Origin of the sequence: Nonomuraea cypriaca, assembly GCF_015645445.1 — a bacterium.
In the GTDB taxonomy this organism is placed as follows: domain Bacteria; phylum Actinomycetota; class Actinomycetes; order Streptosporangiales; family Streptosporangiaceae; genus Nonomuraea; species Nonomuraea cypriaca.
On sequence record NZ_JADOGI010000074.1, the window covers coordinates 1 to 22,062 of the forward strand.

Genomic DNA, 22,062 nt, shown 5'->3' on the forward strand with positions numbered 1-22,062 from the left:
GGCCCCGCGCGTGCGCGGGGCCCCTTGGATGTGCACCCAGCGCGCCCCCGCGACGCTGGGCGACCACCTGGTTACTGCAGTATGTCCCACGGCCACCGCCTCGGCGGTTTCCTTCCCCAGGGACTTTCTCCCGGCGGTTTCCTGCCATCCGCCCTAGGTAGACGTCTATTACTCAGGAAAAGTTCGAGACGACCCATTTGCCAATTTTGCGCACCAGGTCAGGGCTCGCCGCCGCCTCCGCGTGACCGTATCCGGGCTCCACCCAGAGCTCCTTGGGCTCGCGGGCGCCGACGTACAACTGGTGGGCGTGCTCCAGCGGGAAGAACGCGTCGGCGTCGCCGTGCACGATCAGCAGCGGGACCGGCGAGATGAGCGCCGCCGCCTCGTGCGGCGGCATCGGGATCGGGTCCCACTGACCGCGGGTGATCCTGGTGCGCTTGGTCACCCTGGCGGCCCACCGCCCGAACGGCTGCTCGATCGCCCAGTGCACCTGGCGCATCGGCCTGGTGCCCCGGTAGTACCAGCGGGCCGGGGCGCTCACCGCCGCCACCGCGTCCACGCCACCCCGCAGACCCGCATGACGTACGGCCACCGCCGCCCCCATCGAGAAGCCCACGACCGCGACCTTGCGGTAACCGACCACGCGGGCGTGCCGGACGGCGGCCTCCACGTCCAGGATCTCCAGGTCCCCGACGGTCGACTCGCCGCCGGAGCGCCCGTGGCCGCGGAAGTCGAACGCGACCACGCCGCCGAAGCCGCTCAGCACGTGCACGATGCGGCGCGCGGCACGTTCGCGCCAGGAGCCGGTGAAGCCGTGCGCCACGACGATCCCCACATCGGTGTGCATGGAGGAGGTGTGGGCGGCGTCGATGCGTACCCCGTCCTCGGTCCTGAGCATGACGGGAAAGTTGGGCGCGAAGGGCATGAACATCAGCTTATGGTCGCGGGAAGCCCCGCTCTCCGCGACGGAAGAACGCCTCTTCCACGGGTTTCGTCTTTTGCGGGGTTCGCGGGGGCCTCGCCCCATGCGTGGCGTTCAGGTCCGCGACGGTCATCACGACCCGTACGCGTGACTCCTCCGCCGCCTCGTGCGCCCGCGGGGCGTCGGAGATCATCACGCGGGCGCCGCTGGCTCTGATCCGGTCCCTGAGCGCGCACGGGTCGAGGTCCGCAGGCACCGGGCAGATGACGCCGCCGGCCGCCATCACCGCGCCGGTGGCCACCAGCAGGTCAGGCCCGACGGGCAGGCAGATGAGCACGGTGTCGCCCGCGCGTACTCCTCTGCGCCGCAACTGGACGGTCGCGACGGCGGACCTCTCGTCCAGTTGCGCCTCGGTGACCTTCAGGCCGGTGCCCAAGTCCACGATGACGATGCGCTCATCCATGGGGCCCACGCTAGGGAGGGCCCCACATGCGTACATGGGGCGGAATATGCAGATCCCTATGCAGAAGCGGCAACCCTCAGGCGGGCCGGTTCGAGCGCTCGGCCGCCCACACGGCGATCTGCGCCCGCGACGTGTAGCCCAGCTTCTCCATGATGTTGGCGATGTGCCGCGCCACCGTCGCGGGGCTGATCACCAGCTCGCCGGCGATCGCCCGGTTGGACAACCCGCGGGTGAGCAGCCCGGCGATCTCCCGCTCGCGGGCGGTCAGCAGCGAGTGTCTGACGGGCTCGGCGGCGACGGGGGCCGCCGGCGGCAGCCGCTCGCCGTCCAGCACGTGGCGGGCGGCGTCGTCGGCGCTCATCGCCCGGCCACGCGACCACAGCGCGGCGGTGCGTCCGTCGCCCAGCTTGGTGCGGGCCCGGCCGAGCAGCTCCTCGATCCGGGTCGTGGCCGAATGCTGCCCGATCGACTCGCGCAACGTGGCCGCGGCCGCCGCCGCCAGCACCGCGCCCTCGAGGTCGCCTTCGCACTCGGCGAGCACCGACAGCCCCACCAGGGAGCGGGCCACCCCCTGGCGCTGCCCGGTCGCCCTGGCCAGCGCGAGGCTGGCGGCCAGCCGCTCCCTGGCGGTGCCGAACTCGCCCAGCATCGCCGCCGCCCGGCCGATCCTGGCCAGGCAGCGCGCCAGGTCGGAGTAGTTGCCCAGCTCCTCCAGCCATGGGACGGCCATTTCGTACTGGGCCTTGGCCGTCACCAGGTCGCCGCGCGCCTCGGCCACCGCGCCGAGCTGCGTCGCGGTCCTGGCCATGATCCAGCGGTGCCCGTGCTCGCGCGCCCGCGCCAGCGCCTCCTCGCCGTGCCGCTGCGCCTCCCGCAACCGGCCCCTGGTCAGGGCCACCGCCGACAACCCGGCCAGTCCGGCCGCCTGGTTCCAGGTGTCTCCGGTGCGGGTGGCGAGCGCCAGACCCTCCTCCGCGTGGTGCAGTGCCTCCTCGGCCCGGCCCATCCGCAGCAGCACCACGACGATGAGGCTGTGCATGACGCAACACGGGAACAGGTCGTCCGGCGCGAGCCCCGCCACGCTCTCCCTGGCCGTCTCCAGCGAACGGCCGAGCTCCTCCCTGGCCTCCAGCCCGTAGGCGAGGTATGCCTTGGCCAGCGCGATCATCTCCGGGGGCAGGTGGGACAGGTCCAGCAAGAACAGCCGCTCGGTCCAGGCCACGATCTCGGTCAGGTTTCCGCCGATCGGCAGCAGTCCCGTGCTGGTGGCGCAGATCCGCAGGCCGAGAGCCACGTTGCCGGACTCGGCGGCCCAGTCGAGCGCGACCCGCTGGTCGTCGAGCAGCCGCTTGCTCATGGTCAGCGCCTCGAGCCGGCGCGGCCACGGCACGCCGGGCTCGACCATCTCCGTGATGAAGTGCCGCTCCTGCAGCTCGCAGAGCACGCGCAGGTGCCGCTCCCGCAGCACCTCCCGCTCGCCTGCCTGGTCGAGCCGCTCGACCGCGTAGCGCTTGATGGTCTCCAGCAGCCAGTAACGTGTCCGGCTCTCGTCGCACAGCACGAGGGACTTGTCGACCAGGCCGCCCAGCAGGTCGACGATCTCCGTGCCGGCGATGGGCGGCTCGGCGCAGACCTGCTCGGCGAGGTCGAGGTAGAAGTCGCCGGCGAACACCGACAGCCGGCGCAGCAGCACCTGCTCCTTGGCCGACAGCAGGTCGTAGCTCCACTCGACGGCCGCGAGCAGCGTGCGCTGCCGGGCGGGCGCGGTGCGGCCGCCCGTGGTGAGCAGCGAGAAGCGGTCGTCCAAGCGGTCGGCGATCTGCCCGGGGCTGAGCAGGCTCGTGCGGGCCGCGGCCAGCTCCAGCGCCAGCGGCAGCCCGTCGAGCGCCCGGCACAGCCGGACGACGTCGGGCAGGCTGCCGGGGCCCAGCCTGGTGCCGGCGGCCACCGCCCGCTCCATGAAGAGTTGCACGGACTCGGCGTCGGCCACGTCCGCCTCCGCCTCCTCCGCCGTGCCTGGCAGGTCGAGCGGCGGCACCCGCCAGATCAGCTCACTGGGGATGCGCAGCGGCTCCCTGCTGGTGGCCAGGATGCTCAGCCGCGGGCAGGCCGCGACCAGCGCGGCGCTCACCTCCGCGCACGTGTCGACCAGGTGCTCGCAGTTGTCGAACAACAGCAGGCAGCGCTGATCGCGCAGCCTGGCCGTCACGGTGTCCGGCAGCGGGCGGCCGGACTCCTCGCGTACGCCGAGCACCCGGGCGATCTCCTGGACGACCAGCTCGGAACGGCCGAGCCTGGCCAGCTCCACCAGCCAGACCCCGTCGGGGTAGCCGGACACCAGCCCGGCGGCGACGCGCAGGGCCAGCCTGGTCTTGCCGATGCCGCCGACCCCGCACAGGGTGACCACGCGGGTCTCGCCGAACAACGCGCGCAGATCGTCGAGATCGCGCTCGCGACCCACGAAGCGGTTGGGCTCGGCCGGAAGGTTGTGCCGTGGGGGCTGTGGCATGTGTTCACCCTGCGTCGCGGAAGGATCACACTCTCCCACAGTGTCGCACTTTTCACAGACCAAGCGAGCTCACGACCGCCCTTTCGTCGACGACACGCAGGATCGGATCACCGAGCAGCCGTCTGGCCAGGTCATATGGTGCGACGACCATGGTCGCCCGGCGTTCGGCCGCCAGCACGCGGCAGCCGATCAGGCTCGGCTCGTGGGCGATCACGACGTGGGCGCCGGACATCATGGCCAGATCGACCACCCGCAGGCCCCTGAACGCCTCGCTGACCGCGCTGATCACGACGTCGTCCTTGCCGATCACCAGCCGCGCGGCCAGCTTGCGCAGGTCGCCGGCCAGCTCGATGTGGTCGAACAGGCGCTCGCCGTCGAGCGTGAGCGCGGGCCCGGCCAGCGGGCCGAACTCGATGCCGCGCTCGCTCATCAGCCCCGCGAACGGCATGGCCCCCCGCACCGGCTCGAAGGAGTAGACCTGTTCCACCTTCACCGCGGCGGCGTCGTAATGGCGCTGAGTGATCATCATGCGGGCGGCGCCGGAGTTGTTGAGCACCGCGACCCCGCCCGCCCAGGCCACCGAGTGGATCGCGACGGGCAGCGTCGCGCCGAGCGGGACGTCGACGAGCACGTGGTCGCCGAACCGCAGACCCTGGCGGCGCAGACCCGCCGCGGCCCGGGTGACCCGCCGCACGAACGCCGAGTACGACAGCACCTCTCCGGTCCTGACGTCGCTCACCGCCGGCTGGTCGCCCTGCGTAGGTGCCGCGGCCATCACCAGCTCTGTCCAGGTCATGCCGACAATCTAGGGACCCGGGCCATGATTGCCATGCGCACAATTGTGCAACCGGCTATGTAGGAGAGCGCCGAGGCAGGCGATCCCGCCCGGTAACGCCGGGGACGCCCGCGCGTACGCTCCCCGTCACCTCGGCCCGCACCTGCCATCTTGGGGGATCAACTAGACTTAAGAGGTCGCGACTTCGCGCGGCCGCCCCCACGACACAGAGCGAGACGTCATCATGCCTTTGAACAGCCGCGACGACCTGCGGAACATCGCGATCATCGCGCACGTCGACCATGGCAAGACCACGCTGGTCGACGCCATGCTCTGGCAGTCCGGGGCCTTCCGCGCCAACCAGGACGTCGACGACCGCGTGATGGACTCCAACGACCTCGAGCGCGAGAAGGGCATCACCATTCTCGCGAAGAACACCGCGGTCAGGCACGGCGGCATGACCATCAACATCATCGACACCCCGGGCCACGCCGACTTCGGCGGCGAGGTCGAGCGCGGGCTGTCCATGGTCGACGGCGTCGTGCTGCTGGTCGACGCCTCGGAGGGGCCGCTGCCGCAGACCCGCTTCGTGCTGCGCAAGGCGCTGGGCGCCAAGATGCCGGTCATCCTGTGCATCAACAAGGTCGACCGCCCGGACTCCCGCATCAAGGAGGTCGTCGACGAGGTCTACGAGCTGTTCATGGACCTCGACGCCACCGAGGAGCAGATCGACTTCCCGATCGTCTACGCCTCCGCCAAGGCCGGCCGGGCCTCCATGGCGGCCCCCGAGGACGGCGGCATGCCCGACGCGCAGGACCTGGAGCCGCTGTTCGACATCATCAAGTCGACCATCCCGGCGCCGATCTACGACCCCAACGCGCCGCTGCAGGCCCACGTCACCAACCTCGACGCCTCCTCCTACCTCGGCCGCATCGCGCTGTGCCGGATCCACCAGGGTGTCATGCGCAAGGGCCAGCAGGTCGCCTGGTGCCGCACCGACGGCACGATCCAGCGCGTCAAGATCACCGAGCTGCTCATGACCGAGGCCCTGGAGCGCAAGGCGGCCGAGGAGGCGGGCCCCGGCGACATCATCGCCATCGCGGGCATCCCCGAGATCATGATCGGTGAGACGCTGGCCGACCCCGAGGACCCGCGCCCGCTGCCGCTGATCACCGTGGACGAGCCGGCCATCTCCATGACCATCGGCACCAACACCTCGCCTCTGGTCGGCAAGGTCAAGGGCTCCAAGGTCACCGCCCGCATGGTCAAGGACCGGCTCGAGAAGGAGCTGGTCGGCAACGTGTCGCTGCGCGTGCTGCCCACCGAGCGGCCCGACGCGTGGGAGGTGCAGGGCCGTGGCGAGCTGGCGCTGGCCATCCTGGTCGAGCAGATGCGCCGCGAGGGCTACGAGCTGACCGTCGGCAAGCCGCAGGTGGTCACCAAGACCATCGACGGCAAGGTGCACGAGCCGGTCGAGCGCCTCACGATCGACTGCCCGGAGGAATACCTCGGCGCCATCACCCAGCTCCTGGCGGTGCGCAAGGGCCGCATGGAGCACATGACCAACCACGGCACCGGCTGGATCCGGATGGAGTTCGCGGTCCCGGCGCGTGGCCTGATCGGCTTCCGTACGGAGTTCCTCACCGAGACCCGCGGCACCGGCCTGGTCCACCACGTGTTCGACTCCTACGAGCCGTGGTTCGGCGAGCTGCGCACCCGCAACAACGGCTCCCTGGTGGCCGACAGGTCCGGCCCCGTGACCGCGTTCGCCATGCTCAACCTGCAGGAGCGCGGCACGCTGTTCGTCTCGCCGACGACCGAGGTCTACGAGGGCATGATCGTCGGCGAGAACTCGCGGTCCGACGACATGGACGTGAACATCACCAAGGAGAAGAAGCTCACCAACATGCGCTCCTCCACCAGCGAGGAGACGGAGAAGGTCATCCCGCCGCGGACGCTGTCGCTGGAGCAGGCGCTGGAGTTCATCCGCGAGGACGAGTGCGTGGAGATCACTCCGGAGTCGGTACGCATCCGCAAGGTCGTGCTCGACGCCGCCATCCGCGGCCGCGCCGCCGCCCGCGCCAAGCGCGCCTGAACCCCTCCGCGGGGGCCAGCCCCCGCGACCCCCCCAAACCCAAACCCCAAACCCAGGGAAGAGACGCCCCGCAGGGAAGCGGGCTTCACTGGCATTTGCCAGCAAAATATGGTTTACGGGTAAGTATGGGCAGCAAGTAATCGTCTTCGGCCACCTAGGACAAATTCTCTGCAGGGTGTCGCGCCGTTAAGAAACTTTGTCAAGGCAGGCAGCTGTAATCACACCGTGACCCCACGAGATAGAACATTCGGGCAACCGCGTGAATCATCCACATTGTGGGAAAGCTCCGGATGGCAATCGCGTTCGGGCTGGCGCTGGTGTCGTTGGGGGCGATCGTTTGGTGCACCGTCGCGGCCAGACCTGTAGCGGGGCCCGCGCGGCCTGAGAGCAGCGCGGCCCCCAACCCGTGGGTGGCGGCCGCCGCCCGCGCCGACCCCCTCGCCGCGTGGGCCCGCAGGGCCACCACCGAGGTGCTGGTCACCAGCGCCGGCTCCGGCGACCTCGAACCCGTGCCTGAAGGGCGGATCGACCCCCGTCAGCGCCAGGTCAAGGTGACGGTCGTACACCGGCTCCGGATGGACACCGACGACACCCTCGTCGAGTCGCTGCGCCGGGGCAGCGGGTTCCCCGGCACCCTCCGGCAGGTCACGGACGCCGTGTTCGGGGCGGTCAGGGTGGGCGGCCCCGGCCTCGCGCCCACGACGCGCCTGGCGCCCGTGCTCACGTCGGACTCCTCGACGACCACGGCCAAGTTCACGGTGACGTTGCTGCGGCAGCTCGAGATGGAGTCGCTGCTGACGCTCGACTTCGCCAGGCCCAACGCGTTCCCGCTGATCGTCACCTCGCGGTCGATCGCGGTGCGGCCAGGCGAGTGGACGGTGCTGCGGATCGAGGGGATCACGCCGGACCGGGAGGAGGAGGACCGGCTGGAGTTCGGCGTCGGGGCGTACCCGGTGAGCATGGCGCTGGCGCCGGACTCGTTCGGGTTCCCCGACGTGGTGGTGGCCGACGACTTCTCGTGGGCCACCGCGCTCGGCGTGCTCACGGCGGTGGGGCTGGTCGTGTTCCTGCTGCGCTCACTCGGCCAGGGGTGGTGGCAGCGGCTGCCCAACAGGGAGCTCGTCGTCGGGCTGGCGCTGGCCGCGCCGGCGCTGCTGATCCCGCTGTTCGCGAAGGACTGGTCGCCGGTCGCGTACGTGATCCTCTTCGTCGCCGTGCCGTTGCTCGCGCTGCGGCACGCGGGGCGGATGCTGCCCACCAGCCCGCCGTGGGACACCCGTGACCTGCTGGTCGTGACCGGGCTCGGGGTGCTGGTCGGGCTCGGCATGCTGAGCTGGTCGTGGCTGCACGGGCAACTCCCCGGCCAGGCCCTGGTGGCAGGCGGAGTGGTGGCCGCCGTCGCGGCGGCCGGGTCCGCGGTCGCGTTCAGCGTGGACCTCGGGGTCAGGCCCGTGATCGTACGGCTCGCCGCGCTGTCCGCCGAGGCCGCTGTCGGGCTGCTGGCGCTGGCGCTGTGGCTGCGGGCGCTGCTGGACGGGGTGTACCCGCCGGACAGCATCCGCCTGGTCCTCGCGCTCGGCTGGGCCATGATCCCGGTCGCCGCCGTGGCCGTGGCGACCAAGCAGTGGCGGCGCGGCGCGGTCGCGGTAGCCGTACTCGCGAGCCTGCTGGTGCAGGGGTGGCCGACGGAGTGGCTGGACGCCGGGTCGTGGAGCCTGGACGTGCCGCAGCCGGACGTGCCCACGATCGGCAGCCTGGTCCTGGACCCGATCGTCCGCGGGGTGCTCGGCCTGCTCCTGCTCGGATTCGTGATGCTGGTGCTGCGGCTCCGGCGGCTCGGCGGCGGGCCGGCGGCGATCGACAACCCGGTGGCCGAGTCCACGATGATCGCCGTGCTGATGGTCCTCTACATCACGCCGGGCGGCAGCACGACGCTGGCCGACATCGACGTACCGCTGCCGCTGCTGGCCATCACGTCCCTCGTGGCCTGGGCGACCGCCCGCTGGCTGCTCACCGGCCCCCGCCTGGTGCTGACGGAGCCCGCCACGCAGGAGGAGCACCGGTTGCTGATCAGGGCCGCCCTGCACACTCGCCTGCTGCACGTCTCCGAACAGGAGCTCTACCGCATCGGGCGCGGCAGGCTCGGCGCGGGCGAGCTGTCGATGGCCGACTTCGACCGGCATCGGCACGCCCTGGAGACCGCGCTGCGCGAGCACGGGCGGCATCCGGAGACCGCGTTCGCCACGGCCGCGGGGTGCCCGCCGTGGCTCAACGGCGTCCACGCCTTCACCGTCAGCCTGCTGCTGAGCCTGCCGTTCGCCATCGTGTACGGCCTCCCGGAAGGCGTCGACCTGACCAGCTTCGTCTTCGACAGCCGCTACCTGGTCACGCTCCCCGCCTTCGGGTTCCTGTTCGGCTACTTCTATCCCCGTATCCGCGGCACCCAGCCGATGACCAAGGCCCTGCACCTGACGGCCGCGGCTCTGCTGACCGAGTTGTCCGGCTACCTCTCCACGCTCGTCGAGCCGGACATCGGGGCCGTGGACAAGGCACAGGTGGTGGGGATCGTGGTGGGCCAGGTGATGATGGTCTGCATCGGGCTCGGGTTGTTCTGGGAGTGGCGGATCATGCACCTGGCGGGCGAGCCGTGGGCGCGGGTACGCAACCTCCGCAGCATCCGCAGCCTGGCCGCCCCGACGCTCGCCCTCGTCCTGGCGGCGGGCACGACGGCGGCGACCTCGGCGGCCGGCCAGACGGTCGACCGCATACTCAAGGGCGACCAGGTGACCAGCGCCCCGAGGTGAGCCACCTCGGGGCCAACCGCCCCCGCGCGGTGAGCCGGTTCGGGGGTGAGTGTCAGCGGCGGGGGAGTTCGCTGCCACGCACGTGCGTACGGAGCCACTCGACCAGGGGGCCGTAGTCGCGCCACGCCCGCTCCACGCGCCCCCTGATCTCCGGCGTGTGCACCCAGGGCTCGGGCTCGAAGTGCAGGCCCGCGTGGAGCGACCGGTGCCGCAGCAGCTCGATCCGCGGGTGGTCCTCGTCGAACCCCCGTGGCCTGGTCTTGAGCCGCGCCCCCAGCAGCGAGTGGCCCTCGGCCGTCAGCGTGTCCGTGATGACCGTCAGCGGCTTGCCCGTGAGGTCCTCGTCCACGGCGGCCCGGTAGCGCGCGACCTGGTCGGACGCCTGCGTGTAGCAGCCCCCGGCGACGAACACCCCGGTCGCGCTGACCTCGACGTACAGCCCGATCCCCGGCGTCACGTCCACGAAGGCGCCCTGGTGCGTCTTGTACGGCGACTTGTCCTTGGCGAACCGGACGTCACGGTAGGGCCGGAACAGCTGCGCCTCACCGAACTCGGCGCCCAGCTCGTCGGTGAGCGCCAGCATCGGCGCCCGCACGGCGTCCTCGTAGAGCTGCTTGTGCCGGGTGAAGTACGTCTTGGAGTTGTCCGCCTCAAGGCCCTCGTAGAAGAGGAACGCCTCGTCGGGGAAGCCGGTGAAACCCATGTCGCAAGGGTGCCACGCCCCGGGCGCCCCTTCACCTTCGGGCGTACCTCCGTCCGGGCGCGGGCGCGTCGCCGTACAGCTCCGAGACCGTCACGAACGTGAAGCCCTTCTTCGCGAGCCTGTCCAGCAGGCGGGGCACGGCGGCCACGGTGGTGCGGTGGATGTCGTGCAGGAGGACGATGGAGCCGGGTCTGGCCCGGCCGGCGCGCCTGGCCACGATGGCGGGCGCGCGGTCGCGCCAGTCGAAGGTGTCGAGGCTCCAGAGGATCTGCGCGAGGCCCTCGCGGCGCGTCTCGGCGGCGACCCTCTTGTCCGTGGCCCCGTACGGCGGCCGCATCACCCGCATCCGCACCCCGGTGAGCCTCTCGACGAGGTTCTCCGTGTGCTCGATCTCACTCTTGAGCCGTTCGTACGGCAGATCGGTCAACAGCGGGTGGCTCCATGAGTGGTTGCCGAGCTCGTGACCGTCGCCCACGATGCGGCGAACCATGTGCCCGCCGGGATCGGCCGCCACCCGCTCGCCGAGGACGAAGAAGGTGGCCCTGACGTCACGCTCGCGCAGCAGGTCGAGCAGCCGGCCCGTGTGCTCGCCGGGGCCGTCGTCGAAGGTCAGGGCGACGCACTTGATGTGCCCGCAGTCGTACGAGCGGCTCCGCGGCCAGCCGGGCTGCATGGACTCGAGCCATGTGGCCAGAGCGCCTGGATCGGCGACGGACAGCCCGAACGGCATGACCGGCTTCCTGGTGTGCTGGCGGCTCGGCGCCGGGTCGGCGACACAGCTCACCAGGGCGAACAGGGCCAGCGGCAGGGCCCACACGCGCATGTTCTCCCCCGAAACACCGCATGCGGGGGCCTACGGGTAGTCCTGGGCCGGTCTCCCCCGCAGTTCCCTGGCCAGGTCGTCCCACCAGAGTGGGATATCGGCCTGCAATTCCTTGTAACGCCGCGCCACGCGCATGGCACATCCGACCGGATCCGTACCCAGATGCCGACGTTTCACCGGTCCTTCCTGCCAACGGTAAAAACCATCTCTATACCGCACTACCAGGCCGATCCACACGGAGATGGTCGCGTCGCCGACCTCGTACGCGCTGGTGACGCCCAGACCATGGAGCTCCGCCTGGAGCTTCTCCGTCGCCGCTCGGGCCTCACTCACACGCCACCCCCTGCCGACGTTCGGTCGTACAGAGAGGATGTACCCAACTACGGGCATCAGCCGTCCAAGCCATGGAGTAATCATGAAACTCCACGGGGTGATCCGACAGCCTTTCGCTGTTATTGGTCAGGAACCTCGTTAGTGGTCGGGAGCCTCACGCGGCTCCGCGACCACCATCACGAGCCTGAGCTGCTCCTCGCCCAGGTTCGCGTAGCGATGCGGCCGGTCGGCGGTGAAGAGCACCGCGTCGTCCTTGCCGATCACATGGCTCTTGCCGTAGACCGTGAGCGTCAGCTCGCCGTCCAGCACGGTCAGCATCTCGCGGGTGCCCGGCGGGTGCGCGTCGCCGTCGTGGTGCTCCCCCGGCGCGAGCCGCCAGTCCCACAGCTCCAGGATCATCGGCGTGTCCGCCCCGACGAGCAGCCGCGCCTGCACGTCCCCCTGCTGGAACGTGACCACGTCCGCCTTGTCCACGATGCGCACCGTGGGGACGTCGCCGACCTCGACCAGCCGGGCCACGGTGACGCCGAGGGCGGAGGCGATCCTGGTCAGGGTGGACACGCTCGGATTGGTCCGGCCCTGCTCGACCTGGACCAGCATCCCCCGGCTCACGCCCGACCTGGCGGCCAGCGCGTCCAGCGTCAGACCGCGGTGCGAGCGCTGCGCGCGGACGTTGCTCGCGATGGCCTGCGTGATCAGCTCCGCGTCTTCCATGGAGTGCATTGTAGTGAAATGAATTTGCACTGGAGTGCACTCAATGAGCTGTACTGTTGGTACAACACATTGAACTCCAAGGGAGATGACCATGACCGCGGTGATCCTGGCGACCGTCTGTGCGGTGGTCTACGGCACGGCCGACTTCTTCGGCGGCCTGGCCAGCCGGCGCAGCCAGGTGCTCTCGGTCGTGGCGCTCTCGCAGATCGCCGGTCTGGTGCTGATCCTGGCCCTGCTCCCGGTGCTGCCCGGCATGTTCGGCGGCCTCGCCCTGTCGTGGGGGATGCTCGCGGGCCTGGCGGGCGCGGCCGGGCTGGCGCTGTTCTACCGGGCGCTGGCCACGGGCGTCATGTCGGTGGTCGCGCCCACGACGGCGGTCACCTCGGCGGCGCTGCCGGTGCTGTACGGGCTGGCGACGGGCGAGCGGCCGGGGTTCTGGGCGCTCGCCGGCGTGGTGCTGGCGCTCGGCGCGGTGCTGCTGGTCAGCCAGGACAGGTCCGCGGACCGTACCGGCTCCGTCGGCTCGGCGCTGATCGCGCTGGCCGCGGGCGCCGGGTTCGGCGGGTTCTTCATCCTGCTCGCCATGGCGCCGGCGGATAGCGGGCTGTGGCCGCTGGTCGGCGCGCGCATGTCCTCGATCACCACGGTGGCCCTGCTGGCCCTGCTGACCCGGCGCGCGCTGCGGCCCGGCGCGGGCTCGCTGCACATCATCCTGGCCGCGGGCGCGCTCGACATGGCGGCGAACGTGCTCTACCTGCTGGCCGAGCGGCAGGGGCTGATCAGCCTGGTGGCCGTGCTGGTCTCGCTCTACCCCGCCAGCACCCTGCTGCTGGCCAGAAAGGTGCTGGGGGAGCGGCTGCGGGGCATCCAGGTGGCGGGTGTGGCGTGCGCGCTCGGGGCGGTGGCACTCATAGCCGTCGCGTAGCCTGCGCGGTGGCACTCATAGCCGTTGCGTTGCCCGGCCGGAGCTTGTTACGTTGCGCCCGTGCGCCCTGCCCGGGCACGTTCCGATGGAGAGTCGCTCCGGCACATCGCGGTGCCGTACGACTCCGATGAGTCCTTCCTGAGCCTTGCCGTGCCGCGCGTGCGGGCCGCGCTCGACGAGGACCGGCGGGTGCTGGTGATCACCTGCGCGACCAAGCTCGGCCTCCTGAACGAGGCCCTGGGCGGCGACGCGGAGCACATCGACAGCCGGGTCTCCACCACGTGGTTCGGCCACCCGTACCGCACGCTGGCCGCCTACCACGACTACGCGCGCGGGCAGCGCACCCTCGTGATCGGCGAGCCCGTCTGGGAGGGCAGGAGCGAGCGCGAGGTCAGGGAGCTCATCCGCTCCGAGTCCGTGCTCAACGCCGCGCTCGGCGCGACGTCGTCGATCATGTTATGCCTGTACGACCTCCGCGAGGTCCCCGAGACCGTGCTCGACTTCGGCCCGGTGAACCACCCGCTGCTGCTCGGGGCGGACGGCGAGGTGACGAGCCCGCGCTTCGTCCCGCCCCACGAGCTGGTGCTGAACGGCGACCGCACCCCGCTCCCCGAGCCGGCCCCCGGCGCGCGCACGATCAGCTTCACCGCCCGCGAGCTGCGGCGGCTGCGCCGGCGCGTCAGCGACTACGCCAGAGCGGCCGGCATGGACCACGAGCTGGTCACGTCTCTCGTCCTCAGCGTCTCCGAGATCGCCGCGAACAGCATCGAGCACGGCGCCGGACACGGCACGATCACGATGTGGGTGAACAGCGGGGAGCTCGTCTGCGAGGTCGCCGACCCAGGCGGCGCGCTCGACGACCCCTTACCAGGCTACATACCACCCGAGCCCGAATCCCCTCGGGGATACGGGCTCTGGATCAGCAGGCAGCTCTGCGACCTCGTGCAGCTGCGCTCGGAAGGCGGCGTGTTACGCGTCCGCCTTCATCTCGCTATGGGGATCGACGGGGGACGTCAAGCCTAGGCCGCGCGCGGGGCGGGGAGCCGGACGGCGCCTTCTTCGACCGCGTAGCCCTCCAGCATGCCCCGCAGCTGGCGGCGGCCACGGTGCAGCCGGGACATCACGGTGCCGATGGGCGTGCCCATGCGCTCGGCGATCTCCTTGTACGCGAACCCCTCCACGTCGGCCAGGTAGACGGCCACGCGGAAGTCCTCGGGAAGGGACCGCAGAGCGTTCATCACGACGTTGTCGGGCAGCCGGTCGAGCGCCTCGGTCTCGGCCGAACGGAGCCCGGTCGAGGTGTGCGACTCGGCCGCGTGCAGCTGCCAGTCCTCGACGTCCTCTGCGGCGGACAGCTTGGGCGAGCGCTGCTTCTTGCGGTAGTCGTTGATGAAGTTGTTGGTGAGGATCCGGTGCAGCCACGCCTTGAGGTTCGTTCCCTCACGGAACTGGTGGTACGACGTGTACGCCTTCGCCACGGTCTCCTGCACCAGGTCCTCTGCGTCGGCGGCGTTACGGGTCAGGCGCATGGCGGAAGCGAACAGCTGCGACGTCACGGGCACGACATCGCGCTCGAACCAGTTCTCACGCTGCTCATCGGTCATAGTGATCAAATCATTCCCCCTTGCGCTATCCCCCGTTTCGGCACAAGCCGCCTGAACGGCGGTTCCATCATCGCAAGCCCCAGGTAAGGGACGCGTTAGAGTCTCCGCCTTGATCAGAAGGGGTTTCCGTCCATCTGCTCGCGGCGTGCATGATCACGTCCGCGGCCGGACAAGTCTCATTACCATAACACTACCCACCCAATTTCGCGCAAATAGTGGTCAGAGTCACACTGGATAGCGTACGGGGCTGAGCTTCACTGAGCCGTCGGTACCTGGGGCACACCACTGCCCGGCGGAGGCCGTCTAACAGGCCGAGTCCGCCGTCAACCGGGGTCGCGACACACATCCGCACGTCTTTCCGCTGCCCTGCCACTGGGGAGTAAACCTCTACATGAAAGACGAGCCGGCGCCCCGACTGGTTCACTGAAACACCGATAGGGGCTCCCCTATTCCCGGCCGGCATGGCCGCGGTCGGCCCTTGGCGGGGTCCGCGCTCAGCTCTTGAGGGGTCCGCGCTCAGCTCTTCGCGGGGTCGACGTCGAAGAATCCGGCCACGTCGTCCAGGATGGCGTGCGCTCCCTGGATGCCCACCGCGCTCATCCAGGTCAGGTCGCCGACGTCGTGCTTCTCGCCCTTGAGCCGGCCCCAGAGCGGGTTGCCGACGAACTTCTCCTTGGGCCCGTCCGTCGCCGGGTCCGGGTAGGACGCGACGAAGATGTGGTCGGCGTCCAGGTCGGCGATGCGTTCCTGACTGACGTCCACCGCGATGGCGTCCTGGACGGTGGGCTGGCCCTCGGGACGGGGGAAGCCGATGTCCTTCATCACCAGGCCCGAGTAGGAGTTCTCCACGTACAGGCGCGTCGTGGGCTCGCCGGCGAAGCGGACGATCGAGATCGTCGGCAGCTCGCCCTCCTTCTCCTTGATCGCGGCGCCGATCTCGCCGGCCCGATCCTCGAACGACTTGATCGTCGTGTCCGCGAGCTCCTCCTTGCCCAGGGCCTGGCCCATGAGGCGGAGGTTCTCCTTCCAGATGGCGCCCGTCGTCTCGCTGAACACGGTCGGGGCGATCTTCGTGAGCTCGTTGTACAGGGCCTCGTGCCTGACCTTCGCCGAGACGATCAGGTCGGGCTTGAGCGCGATGATCTTCTCCAGGCTCGGCTGCTCCAGCGTGCCGACCGGGGTCGCCTCCTTGCCGTACCGCTCCGCGACCGCGCCGAGGTAGCCGGGCAGCTCCGTCTCGATCGACCGGTACGTCGTGTACCCCACCACCGGGGTCTCCAGGGTGAGCACGGCGTCCACGAAGCTCTGGTCGAGCGCCACCACCCGCTTCGGCTGGGCGGGGATCACGGTCTCGCCCATCGCGTGCTCGACGGTCCTGAAAGGGGCACCGCCAGAGGGAGCGATGGTGGTGGCGGGTTCCGCGGAACCGCAGGCGGCGAGCCCCATCACCAGGACAGCTCCGGCCAGCGCACGTAACGGCCTCATAAGGAATCCCTTTCCCGTAAAAGTAAGGCAAACCTAAATTAGGTTAGCCCTGCCTAAGCTGGCATACTGCACCAGGATCGGGCAAACGCTGAGGAGGAACGGGTTGAGCGCCACCGCTGTCGCGCCGCGCCTCCAAGGCATCCGTGACCGCCGGCTCACCGTTCTCATCGGCCTCCTGGCCGCCGTCGGGATCGCGGTACTCGTGAGCGTCACCATCGGCTCCAAGTCCGTGCCGCTCGCCGACGCCTGGCACGCGCTCACCGCCCCCACCGGCACCGAGAACGACCTCGTCATCCGCTCACTCCGCGTCCCCAGGACGATCCTGGGCATCCTGGCCGGTGTGGCGCTCGGCGTCTCCGGCGCGCTCATGCAGGGGCACACCCGCAACCCGCTCGCCGACCCCGGACTGCTCGGGGTCACGCAGGGGGCGGCGTTCGCGATGGTGTCCTCGATCATCCTGCTCGAAGCCTCCAGCCTGCTCGCCTACATCTGGTTCGGCCTGGCGGGGGCGCTCCTCGCCAGCGTCGCGGTGTTCGCGCTGGGCATGGCGGGCGGCAGGGGCGGGCCGACGCCGGTCACGCTGGCGCTGGCCGGCACCGCTGTGAGCGCCATGCTGGCCGCGCTGACCTCTGCCGTCGTGCTGCTGGACGAGCAGGCGATGGACGTGTTCAGGTTCTGGCAGGCGGGCTCGATCGCCGCCAGGGGCGGGGACGTGGTGTGGCAGGTGCTGCCGTTCATCGTCGTGGGTCTCGTCCTGGCGATGATCAACGCGCCCGGCCTCAACGCGCTCTCCCTCGGCGAGGACGTGGCCAGGAGCCTCGGCCAGAACATCGCCCTGACCAGGGCCGTCGGCGTGGCCGCCGTCACTCTGCTGTCGGGCGCCGCCGTCGCGGCCTGCGGGTCGCTGGCGTTCATCGGGCTGATCGTGCCGCATCTGGCCCGTCCGCTGTCGGGGACCGACCACCGGTGGTTGCTGCCGTACTCAGGGTTGATCGGCGCGGCGCTGCTGCTGGTGGCCGACGTGGTCGGCCGGGTGGTGGCGCCGCCGGGTGAGCTGGAGGTGGGCGTGGTGCTGGCGCTGATGGGCGCCCCGTTCTTCGTCGCCCTGGTCCGCCGCAGGAAGCCGGTACGCCTGTGAGCACGCTCCCCCTGCGCGTCGGCGGCATGTCCTGGCAGGTACGCCTGCGCGGCCTCACCGTCACCCTGACGGCCCTTCTGATCCTCGCCGTGCTCATGGCCATGAGCATGCGCATCGGCGACCTCCAGATGACGCTGGGCGAGGTCGTCGAGGGCACGTTCGACGTCAACAGCGCCGCCCACTTCATCGTCATGGAGTTGCGCCTGCCCCGCGCGCTGACCGGGGCCCTGGTCGGCGCCGCGCTCGCGCTGTCCGGCGCCATCATCCAGTCCATCGCCCGCAACCCGCTGGCCAGTCCCGAGATCCTCGGCGTCACGACCGGCGCCTCCGTCACGGTGGTGGCCGGCGTCGTGGCCAGCGGCAGCGTGACCGGCGGCGTCAGCGGCCTGCTGTCCACCCTCGGCATCCCCGCGCTCGCCCTGCTCGGCGGCCTGATCGGCGCGGCCGTCGTGTACGGCCTGGCCTGGCGGCGCGGCCTGGACGGCTACCGCCTGGTGCTGGTCGGCATCGGCGTGGCCGCCGTGTTCACGAACGTCAAGTTCTGGCTCCTGACCGTCGGCGACGTCAACGACACCAGCCGCGCCATGGTCTGGATCAGCGGCTCGCTCAACGCCCGCGGCTGGGAGCACGTGACGCCCACCGCCCTGGCCTTGGTCGTACTCGTGCCGCTCACCCTGCTCGGCACCCGCTCGCTCGACGCCCTGAGGTTCGGCGACGACACGGTCACCGCCCTCGGCGTACGCATGAACCTGGCCCGCGCCCTGATGATCCTCGCCGCCGTGCTGCTGGCCGCCGTGGCCACCGCCTCGGCGGGCCCGATCGCGTTCGTGGCGCTCGCCGCGCCGCAGATCGCGCTCAGGCTGGCCCGCTCCGCCCAGCCGCCCCTGCTGTGCTCTGCGGTCATCGGCGCCGTGCTCACCACGGGCTCCGACCTGATCGCCAGGACCGTGTTCTCCCCCATCGAACTGCCCGTCGGCATCGTGACCGCCGTGCTGGGCGCCCCGTACCTGATCCACCTGATCTGGAGGGCAAGAAAATGAGACTCCAGGCCGCTCAAGTGAAGCTCGGGTACGGCGACCGCCTCATCGTCGACGGCCTCGACCTCGGCGTCGAGGCGGGCACCGTGACCACGATCATCGGCCCGAACGGCTGCGGCAAGTCCACCCTGCTGCGCGCCCTCGGCCGGCTGCTCAAGCCGCAGGGCGGCGAGGTGCTGCTGGACGGCAAGCGGATCGACAGGATCCCCACCCGCGAGGTGGCCAAGATCCTCGGCGTGCTCCCCCAGGCGCCCACCGCTCCCGAGGGGCTGACCGTGGCCGACCTGGTGGCGCGGGGCAGGCATCCGCACCAGACGTGGTACCGGCAGTGGTCCTCCGACGACGCGGGCGCGGTGGCGGCCGCGCTGGACATGACGGGACTGGCCGACCTGGCAGAACGTCCGCTGGACGAGCTGTCGGGCGGGCAGCGGCAGCGGGCGTGGATCTCCATGGCGCTGGCGCAGGGCACGGATCTGCTGCTGCTCGACGAGCCGACGACGTTCCTGGACCTGGCGCACCAGGTGGAGGTGCTGGAGCTCGTACGGCATCTGCACCAGGAGGCGGGCCGTACGGTCGTCATGGTCCTGCACGACCTGAACCTGGCCGCCCGCTACGCCGACCGGCTGGTGGCCATGCGCGCCGGGCAGGTCGTCGCCTCGGGCACGCCGCACGAGGTGCTGACCGAGGAGCTCCTGCGCGAGGTGTTCGAGCTGGACGCCAAGGTCATCGAGGATCCGGTGGCGGGGACTCCCCTGGTGGTGCCGATCCGCCCGATTTCGCATCCTGGAGGGCCGCGAGCCTGACCTGCCGCAGCGGCGACCACAGCAGGACCGCGGCGATGACGAGCCAGGTCACCCCGGCGAAGCCCATCAGCGCGTACGCGTTGCGCGTCACCGACTCGAACACCCCCGTGGCCAGCGAGGCGAGCGGGATGGACATGAACGCGATCATCCTGGCCGTGCCGAGCACGCGCCCGAGCAGGTGGTCGGGGACGAGCAGTTGACGGACGGTCGCCGAGGCCACGATCGACACTCCCGCGGCGGCGAACTGCGCCATCCAGGCCAGCCCGATCAGCACCGGACCGCGCGCCGCGATCATCGCCAGCATCGACAGGCCGCCGGCCGCGATCGCCCCGCAGATCGTCGGCCCGGCCGGATACCTGCGGATCAGCCTGCCGCCGAGCAGCGCCCCGAGCACCGCGCCCAGCCCCTGGAAGGCGTACACCACGCCGATCGCGCCCGGTGTGAACCCGTGGTACGAGCTGAGGTAGTAGACCAGTCCCGCCAGCAGCAGCCAGACGCCGAAGTTGCAGGCCAGGGCGCTGAGCGCGGTCGTGAGCACGACCTTGTCGCCGCGGAAGAGGAAGCGCAGCCCCTCGCGCATGTCCGCGAGCACGGACCGCCCCCTGGCCGCCACGGCCGGCGTCGTCCTGATGAGCCAGATCAGCAGCGCCGAGCCCAGGAACGTGGCGGCGTCGACGTAGATCGCGACCTGGTAACCGAGGCCCACGACGAGCGCGCCGCCGACCACCGGGCCGATCATGTTCACCGCGTGCTCGCCCATGTGGATCCGCGCGTTCGCCTGCGGCAGCCGGTCCACGGGGACCAGCGACGGCAGGATCGAGCGGAACGCGGGCTGGTAGAGCGGATCCACGCAGGCCAGCAGGAACGCCACCAGGTAGATCGGGCCCGGCCCCGCCACGCCGGCCGTGACGATGACTGCGAGCAGGGTCGTGATCCCCGCGGCGACGAGGTCGCCGAGCACGAGCACGCGCCGCCGGTCCAGCCGGTCGGCCAGCACCCCGCCGAACATCCCCAGCGCCAGGTAAGGCAGGTACTCCATGACGTAGACCAAGCCCGTGCCGAGCGCCGACCCGGTCAGGTCGTACACCAGCAGCGGGAGCGCCAGACGGTAGATCCAGGTGCCGAGCGAGGAGGCGAGGAACGCTGCCAACAGGAGCCAGTACCGCCTGCCCATGGGTCACACCTCGGTGAGCGCCCGCCCGATGTCGTCGTCGCCCGGGGCCAGCTCGGCGGCTCTCAGCAGGTCGTGCCTGGCCTTCTCCGGCCGTCCCGCGGCCTGGTAGACCACGGACCTGTTGAACAGCAGCTCGGCCGTCTCCCCCAGTTTCAGCGCGCGCGTCAGGTCGGCCAAAGCCGCGTCGTGGTCGCCGCGCTCGAAGGCCAGCTCGGCCCGGCTCGCCCAGGCCGCCACCAGGTCGGGGTCGCGCTCCAGCGCCGCGTCGAAGGCCCGCCGCGCCTGCGGGTGCCTGCCCTCGGCCAGCTCCACCTGTCCGAGCACGCACAGCAGGTGGGGCTCGCGCGGCGTCAGGCCCAGCCCGCGCTCGACGTCCCGCCTGGCCTGCGCGTAGTCCCCGGCGGCCACCTCGAGACCGCTGCGGTTGACGTACGCGGGGGCGAACTCGGGGTCCAGCTCCAGCGTGTGGTCCAGGTCGGCGCGGGCGCCGTCGAGATCGCCGGCGGCGAACCTGAGCTCGGCCCGGTTGTAGTACGCCTCGGGGAACGGCGGGCTGAGCCGCATGACCGTCTCGTAGTCGGCCAGGGCCTCCTCCGGCCTGCCCAGTTTGTCCAGCAGGTTGCCCCGCTCCAGGTAGTAGTCGGGGTAGCCGGGGTCGGCCTCGATCGCCCGCGTGTAGTCGGCCAGCGCCTCCTCCCCGCGACCTGCCATGGCCAGCAGGAGCGCCCGGTTGGCGTGCAGCACCAGCCGGTGGATCGGGTGCTCGTCCGGCAAGTGCGTCTCGGCCAGGTCGATGGCCTGCTGGACCAGCTCCATCGCGGCGTCGTAGCGGCCTCTGCGCACCTGGACCAGGGCCTTGCCGTTGAGGTCGAACCCGAGGTGGAAGGCCCGCTGCCGGGGGTCGGGCAGCAGCGACGTGATCGTGACCGCCTCGTTGATCCAGGCCAGGGCCTGCTCGGGGTCGCGCTTGGCCGGGTCGTGGTGGCGTACGAGGGTCATGGCGGTGGCGTAGGCGATGGTGGCGCGGTGCTTGGGGTCGGTGCTCTCGCGCCTGGCCCGGTCGTAGAGGTCGCGGGCCTCGTCCTCGCGTTCGATGGCCTCCAGGGCGGCGGCGACCCGCTGCACGAGCAGCTCCCAGCCCCTCGGATCGTCGTCGTACGCCATGCCGCGCAGCGTCTCCAGGCCGGACTCGGCCATCGCGTGGTGGAAACCCTCGTCGCGCCAGCGGTCGAAGTCGGCGGGCAGCGGACCCACCGCGGGAGCCGACGGGCCCTCGTAGATCGTGAGGAGGGCCGGGTCGATCCTGCGCCGCAGCACGGTGACGAGCTCCGTGTCGGTGTGGTCGGCCGCGCCGAAATTGGTCACGGTCAGCCGCAACGGCCCCGCCCTGTGCAGGTGGTCGCGGACGAACTCGGCCAGCCCGTTGGCGATCCTGAGGCTGCGGCGGACGGCGGGAACGAGGACCCGCTGCCCCCTGGGCAGGTCGTCGACCAGCGAGCGCCTGCGGGCGGGAACGACCGTGCGCAGGTACGGGGCCGCCGCGCGGATCTCGATGTCGTGCTCGGCGACCAGGCCTGGCCAGCGCTCCAGCGCCGTGGGGACGAGACGGCCGAGCAGCGCGGCGCCGAACGTGTAGGGGCCGCCGATCCGGCGATCGGCGTCGAGCGCGATCGTGTCCACGCGACCTCTCTCCCGCCGGCCTGGGCCGACGTCCCTTGCTGAGACGCCGGCCACGGGTGGTTCAGCCGTTGTGCC

Annotated in this window: 19 protein-coding genes and 1 pseudogene; 8 read left to right on the forward strand and 12 right to left on the reverse strand. The window is 70.9% G+C overall.

Annotated features, from left to right (window positions below; translation table 11 throughout):
• Window positions 1–172 precede the first annotated feature (172 nt).
• The 4 genes from ITP53_RS23965 to ITP53_RS23980 all read right to left on the reverse strand — a co-directional run bounded on the left by ITP53_RS23965 (window position 173) and on the right by ITP53_RS23980 (window position 4,690).
• Window positions 173–925, reverse strand: a complete 753-nt coding sequence (locus ITP53_RS23965; RefSeq protein WP_236051132.1) for an alpha/beta hydrolase — start codon at window positions 923–925, stop codon at window positions 173–175.
• A 10-nt stretch (window positions 926–935) separates the two neighbouring features.
• On the reverse strand, window positions 936–1,385 hold the full coding sequence (locus tag ITP53_RS23970) for an AMP-binding protein (RefSeq protein ID WP_195897685.1): 450 nt from the start codon (window positions 1,383–1,385) through the stop codon (window positions 936–938).
• 76 nt (window positions 1,386–1,461) lie between these two features.
• Complete coding sequence (locus tag ITP53_RS23975; RefSeq protein WP_195897686.1) at window positions 1,462–3,894, reverse strand: LuxR C-terminal-related transcriptional regulator; 2,433 nt, start codon at window positions 3,892–3,894, stop codon at window positions 1,462–1,464.
• 52 nt (window positions 3,895–3,946) lie between these two features.
• Window positions 3,947–4,690, reverse strand: a complete 744-nt coding sequence (locus tag ITP53_RS23980) for an AMP-binding protein (RefSeq protein ID WP_195897687.1) — start codon at window positions 4,688–4,690, stop codon at window positions 3,947–3,949.
• 223 nt (window positions 4,691–4,913) lie between these two features.
• Here ITP53_RS23980 and typA point away from each other — a divergent pair, with 223 nt between their 5' ends.
• Both typA and ITP53_RS23990 read left to right on the forward strand, forming a co-directional pair.
• On the forward strand, window positions 4,914–6,764 hold the full coding sequence (gene typA, locus ITP53_RS23985; protein WP_195897688.1) for a translational GTPase TypA: 1,851 nt from the start codon (window positions 4,914–4,916) through the stop codon (window positions 6,762–6,764).
• A gap of 290 nt (window positions 6,765–7,054) precedes the next feature.
• Complete coding sequence (locus ITP53_RS23990) at window positions 7,055–9,568, forward strand: hypothetical protein (protein ID WP_195897689.1); 2,514 nt, start codon at window positions 7,055–7,057, stop codon at window positions 9,566–9,568.
• A gap of 52 nt (window positions 9,569–9,620) precedes the next feature.
• Here ITP53_RS23990 and ITP53_RS23995 read toward each other — a convergent pair whose 3' ends face one another.
• From ITP53_RS23995 to ITP53_RS24010, 4 genes are all read right to left on the reverse strand, one after another.
• Complete coding sequence (locus ITP53_RS23995; RefSeq protein ID WP_195897690.1) at window positions 9,621–10,271, reverse strand: DUF2461 domain-containing protein; 651 nt, start codon at window positions 10,269–10,271, stop codon at window positions 9,621–9,623.
• Between the two features lie 31 nt (window positions 10,272–10,302).
• Entirely contained in the window at window positions 10,303–11,094 is a 792-nt protein-coding gene (locus tag ITP53_RS24000; protein ID WP_195897691.1) for a polysaccharide deacetylase family protein, read from the reverse strand.
• 30 nt (window positions 11,095–11,124) lie between these two features.
• Complete coding sequence (locus ITP53_RS24005) at window positions 11,125–11,427, reverse strand: hypothetical protein (RefSeq protein ID WP_195897692.1); 303 nt, start codon at window positions 11,425–11,427, stop codon at window positions 11,125–11,127.
• Between the two features lie 138 nt (window positions 11,428–11,565).
• Window positions 11,566–12,141, reverse strand: coding sequence for a helix-turn-helix domain-containing protein (locus ITP53_RS24010; protein ID WP_195897693.1), 576 nt, complete (start codon window positions 12,139–12,141; stop codon window positions 11,566–11,568).
• Window positions 12,142–12,232: 91 nt separating this feature from the next.
• On the opposite strand from ITP53_RS24010, the gene ITP53_RS24015 reads away from it, so the two are divergent.
• The gene (locus ITP53_RS24015) at window positions 12,233–13,066 is read left to right on the forward strand and encodes a DMT family transporter (protein WP_195897694.1); all 834 of its coding nucleotides are present in this window, start codon (window positions 12,233–12,235) and stop codon (window positions 13,064–13,066) included.
• A gap of 60 nt (window positions 13,067–13,126) precedes the next feature.
• Window positions 13,127–14,089 carry an anti-sigma factor RsbA family regulatory protein gene (locus ITP53_RS24020; RefSeq protein WP_195897695.1) on the forward strand — a complete coding sequence of 321 codons (963 nt, stop codon included), beginning with the start codon at window positions 13,127–13,129 and terminating at the stop codon, window positions 14,087–14,089.
• On the opposite strand, the gene ITP53_RS24025 is transcribed toward ITP53_RS24020, so the two are convergent.
• Entirely contained in the window at window positions 14,086–14,670 is a 585-nt protein-coding gene (locus ITP53_RS24025; RefSeq protein WP_195897696.1) for a sigma-70 family RNA polymerase sigma factor, read from the reverse strand. The genes ITP53_RS24020 and ITP53_RS24025 overlap by 4 nt on opposite strands.
• 325 nt (window positions 14,671–14,995) lie before the next feature.
• Here ITP53_RS24025 and ITP53_RS61210 point away from each other — a divergent pair.
• Window positions 14,996–15,105 (forward strand): annotated as a pseudogene (locus tag ITP53_RS61210) (PLP-dependent cysteine synthase family protein); the annotation flags it as partial.
• Between the two features lie 81 nt (window positions 15,106–15,186).
• Here the strand turns inward: ITP53_RS61210 and ITP53_RS24030 are convergent.
• Window positions 15,187–16,155: an ABC transporter substrate-binding protein gene (locus tag ITP53_RS24030; RefSeq protein ID WP_195897697.1), complete on the reverse strand. Its 969-nt coding sequence runs from the start codon at window positions 16,153–16,155 to the stop codon at window positions 15,187–15,189.
• Between the two features lie 103 nt (window positions 16,156–16,258).
• On the opposite strand from ITP53_RS24030, the gene ITP53_RS24035 reads away from it, so the two are divergent.
• Genes ITP53_RS24035 through ITP53_RS24045 form a run of 3 tightly spaced genes read left to right on the forward strand, consistent with a single transcriptional unit; the run spans window position 16,259 to window position 19,133 of the window.
• Window positions 16,259–17,293 carry a FecCD family ABC transporter permease gene (locus tag ITP53_RS24035; RefSeq protein WP_195897698.1) on the forward strand — a complete coding sequence of 345 codons (1,035 nt, stop codon included), beginning with the start codon at window positions 16,259–16,261 and terminating at the stop codon, window positions 17,291–17,293.
• Window positions 17,290–18,333 carry a FecCD family ABC transporter permease gene (locus tag ITP53_RS24040; RefSeq protein WP_328815562.1) on the forward strand — a complete coding sequence of 348 codons (1,044 nt, stop codon included), beginning with the start codon at window positions 17,290–17,292 and terminating at the stop codon, window positions 18,331–18,333. The genes ITP53_RS24035 and ITP53_RS24040 overlap by 4 nt, the downstream gene beginning before the upstream one ends.
• The gene (locus ITP53_RS24045) at window positions 18,330–19,133 is read left to right on the forward strand and encodes an ABC transporter ATP-binding protein (RefSeq protein ID WP_195897699.1); all 804 of its coding nucleotides are present in this window, start codon (window positions 18,330–18,332) and stop codon (window positions 19,131–19,133) included. Before ITP53_RS24040 ends, ITP53_RS24045 begins: the two co-directional genes overlap by 4 nt.
• Here the strand turns inward: ITP53_RS24045 and ITP53_RS24050 are convergent.
• Together ITP53_RS24050 and ITP53_RS60420 are read right to left on the reverse strand one after the other, a co-directional pair.
• The gene (locus tag ITP53_RS24050; protein WP_195897700.1) at window positions 19,054–20,307 is read right to left on the reverse strand and encodes an MFS transporter; all 1,254 of its coding nucleotides are present in this window, start codon (window positions 20,305–20,307) and stop codon (window positions 19,054–19,056) included. The two genes, ITP53_RS24045 and ITP53_RS24050, sit on opposite strands and share 80 nt — an antisense overlap.
• Window positions 20,308–20,310: 3 nt before the next feature.
• The gene (locus tag ITP53_RS60420; protein WP_195897701.1) at window positions 20,311–21,987 is read right to left on the reverse strand and encodes a tetratricopeptide repeat protein; all 1,677 of its coding nucleotides are present in this window, start codon (window positions 21,985–21,987) and stop codon (window positions 20,311–20,313) included.
• Between the last annotated feature and the right edge of the window lie 75 nt (window positions 21,988–22,062).

Coding starts and splice junctions, on each gene's coding strand:
- typA (WP_195897688.1), top strand. CDS start 4,914: ATGCCTTTGAACAGCCGCGACGACCTGCGGAACATCGCGATCATCGCG.
- ITP53_RS23965 (WP_236051132.1), bottom strand. CDS start 925: ATGCCCTTCGCGCCCAACTTTCCCGTCATGCTCAGGACCGAGGACGGG.
- ITP53_RS24015 (WP_195897694.1), top strand. CDS start 12,233: ATGACCGCGGTGATCCTGGCGACCGTCTGTGCGGTGGTCTACGGCACG.
- ITP53_RS23980 (WP_195897687.1), bottom strand. CDS start 4,690: ATGACCTGGACAGAGCTGGTGATGGCCGCGGCACCTACGCAGGGCGAC.
- ITP53_RS24050 (WP_195897700.1), bottom strand. CDS start 20,307: ATGGGCAGGCGGTACTGGCTCCTGTTGGCAGCGTTCCTCGCCTCCTCG.
- ITP53_RS24025 (WP_195897696.1), bottom strand. CDS start 14,670: ATGACCGATGAGCAGCGTGAGAACTGGTTCGAGCGCGATGTCGTGCCC.
- ITP53_RS24010 (WP_195897693.1), bottom strand. CDS start 12,141: ATGGAAGACGCGGAGCTGATCACGCAGGCCATCGCGAGCAACGTCCGC.
- ITP53_RS23995 (WP_195897690.1), bottom strand. CDS start 10,271: ATGGGTTTCACCGGCTTCCCCGACGAGGCGTTCCTCTTCTACGAGGGC.
- ITP53_RS24045 (WP_195897699.1), top strand. CDS start 18,330: ATGAGACTCCAGGCCGCTCAAGTGAAGCTCGGGTACGGCGACCGCCTC.
- ITP53_RS24000 (WP_195897691.1), bottom strand. CDS start 11,094: ATGCGCGTGTGGGCCCTGCCGCTGGCCCTGTTCGCCCTGGTGAGCTGT.
- ITP53_RS23975 (WP_195897686.1), bottom strand. CDS start 3,894: ATGCCACAGCCCCCACGGCACAACCTTCCGGCCGAGCCCAACCGCTTC.
- ITP53_RS23990 (WP_195897689.1), top strand. CDS start 7,055: ATGGCAATCGCGTTCGGGCTGGCGCTGGTGTCGTTGGGGGCGATCGTT.
- ITP53_RS24030 (WP_195897697.1), bottom strand. CDS start 16,155: ATGAGGCCGTTACGTGCGCTGGCCGGAGCTGTCCTGGTGATGGGGCTC.
- ITP53_RS23970 (WP_195897685.1), bottom strand. CDS start 1,385: ATGGATGAGCGCATCGTCATCGTGGACTTGGGCACCGGCCTGAAGGTC.